Here is a 12,173-nt window from a genome sequence, read left to right as displayed (position 1 = left end):
CCTTCCTGCTACGACTGCAGCGGGCGCGGTTGGCGCGTCCATCGGGAATATGGTTGCCGATGGGCTTTTGTCGAAGAAAGCCTTCAAACACTGTATTGCGAGATCGGGTTACTCATTCAATGAAAACTAAGCTCTTCTTCATTTGTCTGGTTTTCATGGCTTCGGCGGCGTGTGCGGTGCCCGAGGAAAATACAGAGCGCGACGGCATCCTAAATTCGGATAGTTCGATCACTTCCCGCTATCTGAAGGCGATAGACTATTTTTTGGTCTCTGGTGACTCGGACCGATACTTCTTTTCTGCTTGGCGACTTGATCTCCCTAGCCGGGAGTCGACCTTCATCGAAGGAATCGTTCGACCTCCGACAGAGAAAATGAAAGAGGCAGCTTCATTTCGTGAGAGGGAGTTGCAAGCTGGGGAAAGTCGTCATGTCCTTTCGCCCGGCAAGCCTGTCGTCGAGATGCTTTCCGAATATCGATCCGATCTGAACGGGGCAGACGAAACGTGGCGAGTGGGTTACGGAGCGCCAATATTCCTGTTTTCAAATCGTTTAGATCTCGATCGCACGTTGGACGCGTTGGCAACCGATCAAACTGTTACAACTGTGGCGCTCGATCCAAATGAGAGGGATTGCATTTTCGTCAGCGGCTCTAGCCCGCGATCAGGGCACGAATTAAGGACGCTTTTCATTGTAATGGCCGATGATCAAATCGGCTTTGCCGACCCGGCCTTTGCGCGTTGTATGGGGGCGTTCATGCTGCTGTACCAAGGCGCGATTCATGAATTTTCCGAGCAAGCCCTTGATGCGGCGGTTGATTGGCACACAGGTACACTTTCAGGTTCTTGCATTGTGGGTATTGTGCGCTCGCGTTCACAATTTCTCGCTCAAGGTGAGCCTTCAGCGGAGGCACCCTTCTTCGGAATAGCTGGAGATTCTTCTGCATGTGATCCGCGCGGCAAGGTCACGATCGATAACCAAGATTAACGTCTTCTGTTTTTTCAACCTGTTATTCGGCTGATACCTTAAAATAGTGGGGTCGCTTGTGCACACTGTTGATGGTCTACTATCCGCCCCCACACGAGGATAATGCGGTGCCCGAATGCGCGGTCTTTCCGCTCCATAGAAAGCCAAGGCTTTAGCCGGTTAGACACGCCCTTGGGATAGGTATGGTCAGCCAACCTGCTTAGGCTTCTCCAAAACTTAACCTAATCACGGCCCTATGCGGCGCGGGCGGCTGCCGCAGCGATAGCATTTCAGCTTGGTTGCGAGCCGCTCCAGACTGATGCGGTCTTCGCCTTTCTCCTGCAGAGCGAGCAACATCTGGTGCGGATCCACCAGGACCACCCTGCCGCAGGCGCAATCTATCCTGATCTTGTAACCATGCCGCGCAAAGTCGCGCAAAGTTTCGAGGCGTTTGGAACTCATGACAAGAACATTACATGAACAAACGATTCGCGAAAGGTGTCTGACGGCTAACTCCACGGCAACGCGCAACTCTCCTGCAAAGCGGTGACCCCGGCCGGCGAAAATAACGCAAGCCAAAGCACGCGTATTCGTGTAGGGGCCACGGCAAGCGTGGTCGCGTGGGAGCCGTTTTGCCGGTCCGCGATCCCCTCGCCGCCGGAATGAGCGGCTTCAACCCTACCCCGTTTTCGCCCTGCGGCACTTTCGCCGCGGCGCCAGCCCTGTGAGCCTTATGTCCTTCGAAAATCTCCCGCCCATGATCGGCGAAGCCCTTGCCGCGCGCGGTTATACCGCCCTTACCCCCGTGCAGTCCGCCGTGATCGAAGACGAGGCGCGCGGCCGCGATCTCGTCGTCTCGGCGCAGACCGGTTCGGGCAAGACGGTCGCCTTCGGCCTCGCCATGGCCGAAGCGCTGCTGGCCGAGACCGCCAATCTGGCGCTGGTCGAAAAGCCGCTGCTGCTGGTCATCGCGCCAACGCGCGAACTGGCGCTGCAGGTCAGCCGCGAACTGGGCTGGCTCTATGCCCAGGCGGGCCTGCGCATGGCGACCTGTGTCGGCGGCATGGATGCGAGCAAGGAACGCCGCGCGCTGCGGGCGGGTCCGGCCATCGTGGTCGGCACGCCGGGGCGCCTGCGCGATCACCTCGAACGCGGGGCGCTGGACCTGTCGGACCTGCTGGGCGTGGTGCTCGACGAGGCGGACGAGATGCTGGACATGGGTTTCCGCGAGGACCTGGAAGAGATCCTCGATGCGACGCCCGAGACGCGCCGCACGCTGCTGTTTTCGGCCACCATGCCGCGCCAGATCGAACGGCTGGCCGAACGCTATCAGAGCAATTCGCTGCGCCTCAGCCTCGTCGGCCAGGACCGCGGGCATGGCGACATCAGCTATCAGGCGATCACCGTCTCCCCCGCCGAGGTGGAGAATGCGGTGGTGAACCTGCTGCGCTATCACGAGGCGGAGACGGCGATCCTGTTCTGCGCCACGCGCGACAATGTGCGCCGTTTCCACGCGACGCTGCAGGAACGCGGTTTCGGCGTGGTGGCGCTGTCGGGCGAACATTCGCAGAGCGAGCGCAACCAGGCGCTGCAGGCGCTGCGTGACCGGCGCGCGCGCGTTTGCGTGGCCACCGATGTTGCTTCGCGCGGGATCGATCTGCCCACGCTCACCCTCGTCATCCATGTCGAGATTCCGCGCGATGCGGAGACGCTGCAGCACCGTTCGGGCCGGACGGGCCGCGCGGGCAAGAAGGGCACGGCGGCGATCATCGTGCCCTACAACCGCCGCCGCCGCGTCGAAGGCATGCTGCGCGGTGCGAAGATCGAGGCGGAGTGGATGGATGCGCCCACGCCCGAGATGATCCATAAGCAGGATCGCAGCCGCCTGATGGAAGCGCTGACCGCCGAGGCCGAATATGACGAGCACGACCGTGCCATGGCCAAGGAGCTGATGGAAAAGCGCTCGCCCGAGGATATTGCCGCCGCGCTGGTGCAGGCGCACCGCGCCAAGCTGCCCAGCCCCGAGGAACTGGCCGCGAACACGCCCGAAGCGCGCGACAAGGCCAAGGCCGACCGCCAGCGCCCCGGCTTCGAGGACGTGGCGTGGTTCAAGATCGGCGTCGGCCGCCGCCAGAACGCCGAGGCGCGCTGGATCCTGCCGCTGCTGTGCCGCCGCGGGCATATCACGCGCAACGAAATCGGCGCGATCCGCATCGGCCAGTTCGAAAGCTGGTTCCAGGTGCCCACCGCGGTTGCACCCAAATTCGCCGAAGCGGTGGCGCGTACAGCCTCTTCCGAAGACGAGCAGGACGCCATCCTGATCGAGGAAGCGCCCGAAGGTCCGCGCATCCAGGCCCGCGAAAACCGCCGCGAAGGTGGCGGCGGCGGTGGATCGCGCGTGCGGCCCAAGCCCTTCGGCAAGGGTCCGAACCGCGGCCCCGGCGGCCCCCGCAAGAGCGAGGGCGGCAAGAGCTTCGGCGGCGGCAAGCCCGGCGGGAAACCGGGCGGCAAGCCGTTCAAGAAGGGCCCCAAGCCGACCGGCAAGAAGTTCGCCGGCAAGGGCAAGCCCGGCGGCAAGAAGGCCGACTGAGCCTTTCGTCCGCGGGCGGCAAAGCGATGCGGAGGCGCAGGTAGCTGCTCCTCCGCAGAAACGCGCCATGCCCCGGAACGCGTCTGCCCCTCGACCATTGCGTTGTCATGGACATCGCACAAGAGCAGCAGCGCTTTCGCCGCCAGAAACCCTCCCGCCTCGGCCGGGGGATCGAACGCCTTACCCATCCTTTCGGCAAGGCCATCGCCAGCGTCGTGCCCAACGCGGTTGTGGAAGCGGTGCTGAAGGGCCTCGATACGGCTGTCGGCATGCCGCAGCTGGTGCGTTTCGACCATGACGTGAACGATCTGGAAGCGGCCAATCGCGCCGCCAAGAAGGTCACCCGCGCAGCCCGCTCGATCAGCGCCAGCACCGGCGCGGCAGCCGGGCTCGGCGGCGCCATCTCCATGGGCCTCGACATTCCCGCCACCATCGCCATCGCGCTGCGCACCATCCGCGACACCGGCCGCGCCTATGGCTTCGACGGCGAAGGTCCGGCGGAAAAGCTCTTCCGCCTGCAGATCCTCGAACTCTCCGCGCTGGACGATCCCGAACAGCGCGAAGCCCGCATCGCCGCGCTGGAAAGCGCGATCGGCGACAATGGCCAGCTCATCCATGCCGATCACGAACACATCACCCCGGTCGTCGACCAGGCGGTCGAACGCGTCAGCCGCGCGATCGCCTTCACCAGCTTCCGCAGCCGCGCGGGCATGATCGTGCCGGTGGTCGGCTCGGTCGTCGGCGGGCTGGTCAATTCCTCGTTCCAGGACGATGTCGGCAAGGCCGCCCGCTTCGCCTTCCAGGCCCGCCGCCTGAAGCAGGACGGCAGCCTCGCCGCCGCCTGACGACCTGCCCACGGTGCGGGGTTTTCAACGATAATCCAACCAGCTAGGCCAAGCCCCTACCCTAGCTGGAGATTTCGATGATCCTTCGCAGCCTCGCCGCAAGCACGGCCCTGATCCTTGCCCTTCCCGCCGCCGCGCAGCCGGAAGAGATGGCAGGCACCGAGATCGAAGCAGACCGCCTCGTGCAGACCGTGCGCACGCTGGCCTCCGACCAGTTCGAAGGCCGCGCGCCCGGCACTGCGGGCGAAGACCGCACGATCGGCTATCTCATCGGCCGGTTGCAGGCGCTCGGCCTCGAACCGGGCGGCGAGAACGGCACATGGACGCAGAAGGTCCCGCTGCTGCACACCCGCCTCGGCACGCCTGAACGCCTCGCCTTCCAGCATGATGGCAACACGACCGAGCTGAGCTTCCCCAAGGATATCTACCTCTCCACCCTCCAGCCGAACGCCGCGGCCAAGATCGACGGCGCGCCGCTGGTCTTCGTGGGCTACGGCGTCCACGCGCCCGAGCGCGGGTGGGACGATTTCAAGGGTGTGGACCTCAAGGGCAAGGTCGCCGTCTTCCTCGTCAACGATCCCGATTTCCACGCCGGGGCGGATGAAGAGGTCGCCGGAACCTTCGGCGGGCGCACCATGACCTATTACGGGCGCTGGACCTACAAATTCGAGGAAGCCGCGCGGCAAGGCGCAGTGGGCGCGCTGATCGTTCACGAAACCGCCGGTGCGGGCTATGGCTGGAACGTCATCGAAAGCCCCGGCGGCGAGAATTACGACGTGGTCCGCAAGCCCGAAGACCTGACCAGCCTCGCGCTGCAGGGCTGGATTTCGGGCGGGACCGCAAAGAGCCTCTTCGCCGATGCGGGGCTGAACCTGGCCCAGCTGAGCGTGGCCGCGCGCAAGGACGATTTCCGCCCCATCGATCTCGGCACCAGCTTTTCCGCATCTTTCCCCGTCACCAGCGAAGTGGTCGAGAGCCAGAACGTGCTGGCGAAGATTTCCGGCACCAAGCGGCCCGAGGAGAGCATCGTCTACGGCGCGCACTGGGATGCCTATGGTGAAGGCCAGCCCGACGAGCTGGGCCGCATCTACCGCGCCGGAGCGAATGACGATGCGCTGGGCGTGGCCGGGCTGATGGAGATCGCCCGCGCGTTCAAGGCCGCTCCCGCACCCGATCGCAGCGTGGTCTTCGCCTTCTGGACGGCAGAGGAACGCGGTTTGCTGGGATCGGAATTTTACGCCGCCAATCCGCTCTACCCGATCGAGAAGACGGTCGCGAATTTCGATCTCGACATCCTGCAGACGGCGGGCCTTGCGAAGGACGTGATCCTCGTCGGCAAGGGGCAGAGCACGCTGGAAGACGACCTCGCCCGCTTTGCCGCGGCGCAAGGCCGCACGGTGAGCGAGGAAAGCCTGCCCGAACGCGGCCTGTTCTTCCGCGCCGACCATTTCAGCATGGCCAAGCGCGGCGTGCCGGTGATGCTGATGATGGGCATCGCGGGCGCATCCGACCTGATCGAGGGCGGCAAGGAAGCGGGCCAGGCCTGGGTCGATGACTATACCGGCCGCTGCTACCACGCCGCCTGCGACGCTTGGAGCCCCGAATGGAACCTGGCGGGTGCGGTGCAGGACATCGCCCTGTTCCGCGACATGGGCGCCGAACTGGCGAACAGCACACGCTGGCCGGAATGGAAGGACGGTTCGGAGTTCAAGGCCGTGCGCGAGGAAAGCGCGGCGGCGCGCGGGGAGTAATTGCCGGGGGAGCACCCTGCTTTCCAGGTTTCAGCGTCGCTGAGCCAGCATCGATTGTCGTCGGGAACGGCCGATGAAAATTGCTGGCGGACCATCGGCCCGCCAACGAAACTATGCGCCGAACGCACCATCGATGGTGTGCATGGAACCGGTGACAAAGCCCGCTTCCGGTCCGGCCAACCAGGAAACCATGCTGGCGACTTCTTCGGGGCGACCGTGGCGCTTGAGAGCCATGAAGCTGTGCATCAGATCCTTCATGGGTCCATCGGCCGGGTTGGCATCGGTATCGATCGGTCCGGGCTGAACGACATTGATCGTGATGCCGCGCGGGCCGAAATCGCGTGAAAGTCCACGCGCCATTCCCTGCAGCGCCGATTTGCTCAATGCGTAAGACGCCATGCCAGGGAGTGGCATGCGGTCGCCATTGACCGATCCGATGACGATAATTCTTCCGCCTTCAGGCATGTTACGCGCCGCCTCGACCGAAGCGTGATAAGGTGCGTGCACATTGACTCGAAACAGCCGGTCTATTTCGTCCGGGTCCTGCTCCAATGCATCACCGAAAATCGCAAAACCAGAATTCACAATCAATATGTCGAGCGGACCACTTTCGCGAACGCGGGCGATGAGTGCATCGCGATCGGCGCTATCGGTCTTGACTGCCGTGCTCCCCGTTTCTGCCGCTAATGCCTCTGCCGCTTCCTGCGAACCGACATAGGTAAAGGTTACCTGCGCACCCTCCGCGGCAAAGCGCCGCACAATCGCCGCCCCGATGCCCCGACTTCCGCCGAGCACCAGTACCGTTTTTCCTTTGGATATACCCACGATGTTGTCCTTGAGATATTATGTAGGGGGCCCTACATAAATTCCAGAACGGCCGCTTCAAGGATTTATATAGCTTTGACTACAAAAATATCTCGCGCACGAGGCCGTCCTCGTACCTTCCAAATCGATCAGGCAATCGAGACGGCCCAGAGGCTATTCCATGCACGTGGATATGATGCGGTGAGCGTAGGCGACATCACCGAAGCGCTGAGTATCAGCCCGCCCAGCTTCTATGCCGCTTTCGGTAGCAAGGCGGGGCTCTACGCCCGCGTCCTGGAGCGCTATCAAGATACGGCGGCCATTCCGCTCCATAGCTTGCTGCGAGCAGATCGCTCCGTCGCGGAATGTCTTGAGGACGTTCTTGCGGAAGCGGCCCGATTCTACGCGGCTAAGCAGAACGCTGCCGGATGCCTCGTGGTTGAAGGGACCCGATGTATTGACGGCGGGGCGCGAGAAGCCGCGCGTACGTACAATCTTGCTGCAGAAGATGTGATCCGCAATTACATCTCGGAGCGTCATCCTAGCGAAGCGGATCAATTGACGGATTTTGTGGCGACGACGATGTTCGGTCTGTCTGCCAAGGCCCGAAACGGGCACACCCTCGACCAACTACTTGCAACCGCGCGAATAGCCGGAGCAGCAATCAGGTCCCTGTTATCCGACTGAATCGCGATTGAGGAAATTCATCCCCCGGCGTGGTAGAAATCGTAGATCTGCTGCGCCACCCCTGCACTGATGCCGGGGGCGCGTTTGAGGTCGTCCAGCGCGGCCGCCCGCACTTTTCCTGCCGTTCCGAAATGCAGCAGCAGGGCGCGCTTGCGTGAGGGGCCGATGCCGGGGATCTCGTCGAGCGGCGAGGCGGTGATGGCGCGGCTGCGCTTGGCGCGGTGCGCGCCGATGGCATAGCGGTGCACTTCGTCGCGCAGGGTCTGGAGATAGAACAGGAGCTGGGAATTCACCGGCAAGGTCTTCTCCCGCCCGTCAGGGAAGTGGAACACCTCGCGCCCTTCGCGGCCGTGATGCGGGCCCTTGGCGATGCCGATGACCGGCACATCTTCGGCAATTCCCAGATCCTGCAGCACGCGCATGACCGATGAGACCTGCCCCTTGCCGCCATCGATCAGCAGGAGGTCGGGCCAGATCGCTTCGTGGCCCTTGCCGCCTTGCGCGCCCTCGTCGGCGCGTTCTGTTTCGGCCAGCTTGCGGAAGCGGCGTTCCATGACTTCGCGCATCATGCCGAAATCGTCGTTGGTCTGCGCGGACTTGATGTTGAACTTGCGGTACTGGCCCTTCTCGAAGCCTTCGGGGCTGGCGACGACCATGGCGCCCAGCGCCTTGTCGCCCTGGATATGGCTGTTGTCGTAGATCTCGATGCGCTGGGGGACTTCCTCCAGCTCGAGGAAATCCGCCAATTCGCGCAGGCGCTGGGCCTTGGTGCCGGTTTCGGCCAGCCGCCGTTCGAGCGATTCCACCGCATTGCGCTGCGCCTGCTGCATCAGCTTGCGCCGGTCGCCCCGCTGGGGGATCGAGATGGCGACGGCATGGCCCGCCTTTTCCGCCAGCGCTTCGGCGATCAGCTCCTGTTCGGCGAGGTCCCGGTCGACCAGGATGGTGCGCGGCGGCGGGACTTCCTCGTAGAATTGCAGGAGCACGTCGGACAGCACCTCGTCATGCTCCAGATCGCCGGTGTTCTTGGGGAAGAAGGCCTTGTGCCCCCAGTTCTGCCCGCCGCGGATGAAGAAGGCCTGCACGCCGATCTGACCGCCCTTGGCCGCCAGCGCGAAGACGTCGGCATCGCCCACGCCGCTGGCGTTGATGGCCTGGCTGCCCTGGATGAAGGTCGCCGCGCGCAGCCGGTCGCGCAGGATGGCCGCCGTCTCGAAATCGAGGTCCTCGGCAGCCTTGGCCATCTGCTTTTCCATATTGGCCTGCACCGCGCTGGATTTGCCCGAGAGGAAATCCTTCGCTTCCTGCACGAGGCTGTCATAGCCCGCCTCGTCGATCCGGCCGACACAGGGGGCCGAGCAGCGCTTGATCTGGTAGAGTAGGCAGGGCCGGTCACGATTGTTGAAGAAACTGTCGGTGCAGGACCGCAGCAGGAACAGTTTCTGCAGCGCGTTCAGCGTCTTGTTGACCGATCCGGCGCTGGCGAAGGGGCCGTAATAATTGCCCTTGGCCCGCCGCGCGCCGCGATGTTTCTGGATCCGGGGGAAGGCGTGGTCGGCGCGCAGCAGGATGAAAGGAAAGCTCTTGTCGTCGCGCAGCAGCACGTTGAACGGCGGGCGGTAGCGCTTGATCAGCTGCGCTTCGAGAAGCAGCGCCTCGGCTTCGGAATTGGTGACCACGATTTCCATCGCGCGGCACTGGCTGACCATGCGCTGGAGCCGGTTGGTCAGCGCCTTGACCTGCGTGTAATTCGCCACCCGGGCCTTCAGGCTGCGCGCCTTGCCGACATAGAGCACATCGCCGCGCGTATCGAGCATGCGGTAGACGCCGGGCCGGGGCTTCAGCGTCTTCACCGTTTCACGGATGGCGTTGATGCCGGTTTCCAGATCTGGCTGCGCGCTGGCCACGGTCTTGGTGGCGCGTTCCTCGTGGAAACGCTCCTTGCCTCGGGGATCGTTGGGAGAACCGGCTTTCGTGCGCGACATGGCGGTGGAGATAGTGCGCAATGCCCGCTTGCGCAAAGGGGCGCTTGTGCAAATCGGCAATTGCCGCCATCTCGCCGCGAATGACCGCAAAAACTCTTGCTCCGCCGCGCACCATGGGCCTGTTCGGCGCTTCCCTGCTCCCGGTGAACGGGATGATCGGCGCCGGGATCTTCGCCCTGCCCGCCACGCTGTTTCTGGCCGTGGGCAGCTTCGCGCCCTGGATGATGCTGCTGGGCGGATTGCTGTTCCTGCCGCTGACGCTGACCTTCGCCTGGCTGGCGGCGCGGTTCGATCATTCGGGCGGGCCGATCCTGTATGGCGAGGCGGCCTTCGGGCGGTTCGTTGGCTTTCAGGCAGGCTGGGCCCGCTATGCCAGCGCGATCGTGACCGTGGCGGCGAACACGCATGTTATGGTGTCCTATCTCGCCACGCTCTATCCCGTGCTCGACGGGCCGGTGCTGCGCCCGCTGCTGGTGGCCGGTTTCATCGGCTTCATCACCATCGTGAACCTGTTCAGCCTGCGCAGTTCGGTCACCACGCTGAGCGCGCTGACGGCGGTGAAGATCCTGCCGCTGTTCGCGCTGATCGCCGCCGGGCTGTTCGGCGGCCAGCCCGAGCTGGGCCTCGTGCTGCCCGAATTTTCCGACGCCGAAAGCGTGGTGCTGCTGACCTATTACGCCTTTATCGGCTTCGAATATGTCGTGTTGCCAGCCGGTGAGATGAAGAACCCGAAGCGCGACGTGCCGCTGGCGCTGATCGCGATGCTGGCGGCGGTGACGCTGCTCTACATGCTGGTGATCTGGGCCTATATCGGCATCGCCCCTGCGGCGAGCGCGGATGCGGAGAACCCGCTGGCGATCGCGGCGCAGGATGCCATGGGATCGGTCGGTGCGATCGCCATCGTGATCGCGGCAGCGTTCAGCATCGGGGCGAACAATTTTGCCGGCGGCATCAGCCTGCCGCGCATGACCTATGGCATGGCCGAAAGGGGCATGCTGCCGCGGTGGTTCATGCAGGTTTCGCCCAAGCTGGAAACCCCGGTCAATTCGATCCTGTTCTACGGCGCGGCGAGCATCGCCTTCGGCCTGTGGGAAGGCTTCATGGTGCTGGCGCTGGCAGGGACGCTGACGCGGCTGCTGACCTATCTCGTCGCGGCTTTCGCGCTGCCGGTGATCGAAAAGCGCGACGGCGGCATCAATCCGCTTCATGCCTTCGTTTCGATACTGACCGTGATCAGCACGATCTGGGTCGGCACCCATGCGGATGAACAGAGCTGGCTCGTTTTCGGCGGGCTCGTCGTCGCCGGGACGCTGCTCTATTTCATTGCCCGGCAGGAACGCCCGGTCGAACCGCTTTCCGTCCAGTAATGGCCGATTACGACGCGATAATCCTTGGCGCCGGTGCGGCGGGGCTGATGTGTGCCGGGCGCGCAGGCCAGCTGGGCAAACGCGTGCTGGTGCTGGAAAAGGGCGAAAAACCGGGCAAGAAGATCCTGATCTCTGGCGGCGGCAGGTGCAATTTCACCAATCTGGGTGCGGGCCCGGCGAATTACCTTTCCGCCAATCCGCATTTCGCCAAATCGGCGCTGGCACGCTACACCCCGCGCGATTTCCTTAGCCTCGTCGAAAGCTATGGCATCGCCTGGCACGAGAAGACGCTGGGCCAGCTGTTCTGTGATGGATCGTCGAAGCAGATCGTGGAAATGCTGCTCGACGAATGCGCGAAAGGCGAGGTCGAGATCCGCTGCGGCGAAGAGGTAACGCAGGTCTCCCATGACGAAGACTTCACGGTAGAGACCGCGAATGCCAGCTACCGCGCCCCGGCATTGGTCATCGCCACCGGCGGCCCTTCGATCCCCAAAATGGGCGCGACTGGCTTTGCGTATGATCTGGCGCGGCAGTTCGGCCTCAAGGTCGTCGAGCCGCGCCCCGCCCTCGTTCCATTGACCCTCGGCGGAGAGGAATTGCTGTTCCGCGAGATATCGGGCGTCTCCGCCCCGGTCGTGGCCAGTGCGGGCAAAGCGCGCTTCCCGGAAGCGGCGCTATTCACCCATCGCGGACTGTCGGGGCCGTCCATCCTGCAGGTCTCATCCTACTGGAAGCCGGGCGAGGAAGTGGCGGTTGATTTCCTGCCCGATAACAGCGGCGACTGGCTGCTCGACCGGAAACGGGAAACGCCCCGCGGCACGCTGCGCTCGATCCTGCGCGAGGCCCTGCCCGACCGGCTGGCCGATATCCTTGCCGAAAAGCTGGGGGTCGAAACCGAACTCGGCAATGCGAGCGACAGGGCGCTGCGGGCGGCGCAGGAGCGGCTTTCGCGCTGGAGCTTCCGTCCGTCCGGCACCGAAGGCTTTGCCAAGGCCGAGGTGACCGTCGGCGGCATTTCAACCTCGGCGCTGTCCTCGAAAACCCTCGAAGCCAAGTCCGTGCCCGGCCTCTATGCCATTGGCGAGGCGGTGGACGTGACCGGCTGGCTCGGCGGCTACAATTTCCAATGGGCCTGGGCCAGCGGCGTGGCGGCGGGCGAAGCCATCGCCGCCACGGCCTGAT

General features: G+C 63.8%; 10 protein-coding genes. 7 read left to right on the top strand and 3 right to left on the bottom strand.

Features of this window, described 5'->3' with window-relative positions:
* The first annotated feature begins 119 nt into the window (after positions 1 to 119).
* Positions 120 to 983: a hypothetical protein gene (locus ACI2I1_RS07155; RefSeq protein WP_404678553.1), complete on the top strand. Its 864-nt coding sequence runs from the start codon at positions 120 to 122 to the stop codon at positions 981 to 983.
* A gap of 225 nt (positions 984 to 1,208) precedes the next feature.
* Here the strand turns inward: ACI2I1_RS07155 and ACI2I1_RS07150 are convergent, their stop codons facing one another.
* The gene (locus ACI2I1_RS07150; RefSeq protein ID WP_404678552.1) at positions 1,209 to 1,424 is read right to left on the bottom strand and encodes a hypothetical protein; all 216 of its coding nucleotides are present in this window, start codon (positions 1,422 to 1,424) and stop codon (positions 1,209 to 1,211) included.
* Positions 1,425 to 1,695: 271 nt separating this feature from the next.
* Between ACI2I1_RS07150 and ACI2I1_RS07145 the strand changes: the two genes are divergently transcribed.
* From ACI2I1_RS07145 to ACI2I1_RS07135, 3 genes are all read left to right on the top strand, one after another.
* A complete protein-coding gene (locus ACI2I1_RS07145) occupies positions 1,696 to 3,552 on the top strand; it encodes a DEAD/DEAH box helicase (protein WP_404679149.1) in 1,857 nt (618 codons plus the stop codon).
* A gap of 107 nt (positions 3,553 to 3,659) precedes the next feature.
* A complete protein-coding gene (locus ACI2I1_RS07140; protein WP_221542022.1) occupies positions 3,660 to 4,397 on the top strand; it encodes an EcsC family protein in 738 nt (245 codons plus the stop codon).
* Between the two features lie 77 nt (positions 4,398 to 4,474).
* Positions 4,475 to 6,148: a M28 family metallopeptidase gene (locus tag ACI2I1_RS07135; RefSeq protein ID WP_404678551.1), complete on the top strand. Its 1,674-nt coding sequence runs from the start codon at positions 4,475 to 4,477 to the stop codon at positions 6,146 to 6,148.
* Positions 6,149 to 6,259: 111 nt separating this feature from the next.
* On the opposite strand, the gene bdcA is transcribed toward ACI2I1_RS07135, so the two are convergent.
* Positions 6,260 to 6,973, bottom strand: coding sequence for an SDR family oxidoreductase (gene bdcA, locus ACI2I1_RS07130; protein WP_404678550.1), 714 nt, complete (start codon positions 6,971 to 6,973; stop codon positions 6,260 to 6,262).
* A 75-nt stretch (positions 6,974 to 7,048) separates the two neighbouring features.
* Here bdcA and ACI2I1_RS07125 point away from each other — a divergent pair, with 75 nt between their 5' ends.
* A complete protein-coding gene (locus ACI2I1_RS07125; protein ID WP_404678549.1) occupies positions 7,049 to 7,639 on the top strand; it encodes a TetR/AcrR family transcriptional regulator in 591 nt (196 codons plus the stop codon).
* Positions 7,640 to 7,656: 17 nt separating this feature from the next.
* Here the strand turns inward: ACI2I1_RS07125 and uvrC are convergent, their stop codons facing one another.
* Positions 7,657 to 9,624 carry an excinuclease ABC subunit UvrC gene (uvrC, locus tag ACI2I1_RS07120; protein ID WP_404678548.1) on the bottom strand — a complete coding sequence of 656 codons (1,968 nt, stop codon included), beginning with the start codon at positions 9,622 to 9,624 and terminating at the stop codon, positions 7,657 to 7,659.
* A gap of 80 nt (positions 9,625 to 9,704) precedes the next feature.
* Here uvrC and ACI2I1_RS07115 point away from each other — a divergent pair, with 80 nt between their 5' ends.
* Together ACI2I1_RS07115 and ACI2I1_RS07110 are read left to right on the top strand one after the other, a co-directional pair.
* On the top strand, positions 9,705 to 10,991 hold the full coding sequence (locus ACI2I1_RS07115) for an APC family permease (RefSeq protein WP_404678547.1): 1,287 nt from the start codon (positions 9,705 to 9,707) through the stop codon (positions 10,989 to 10,991).
* On the top strand, positions 10,991 to 12,172 hold the full coding sequence (locus ACI2I1_RS07110; protein WP_404678546.1) for an NAD(P)/FAD-dependent oxidoreductase: 1,182 nt from the start codon (positions 10,991 to 10,993) through the stop codon (positions 12,170 to 12,172). Before ACI2I1_RS07115 ends, ACI2I1_RS07110 begins: the two co-directional genes overlap by 1 nt.
* The last annotated feature ends 1 nt before the right edge of the window (position 12,173 follow it).

Source organism: Qipengyuania sp. NPDC077563 (assembly GCF_044901345.1).
In the GTDB taxonomy this organism is placed as follows: Bacteria; Pseudomonadota; Alphaproteobacteria; order Sphingomonadales; family Sphingomonadaceae; genus Qipengyuania; species Qipengyuania aestuarii.
Note: the sequence above shows the minus strand (reverse complement) of the source record. Positions and strands in the feature narration are given on the sequence as shown.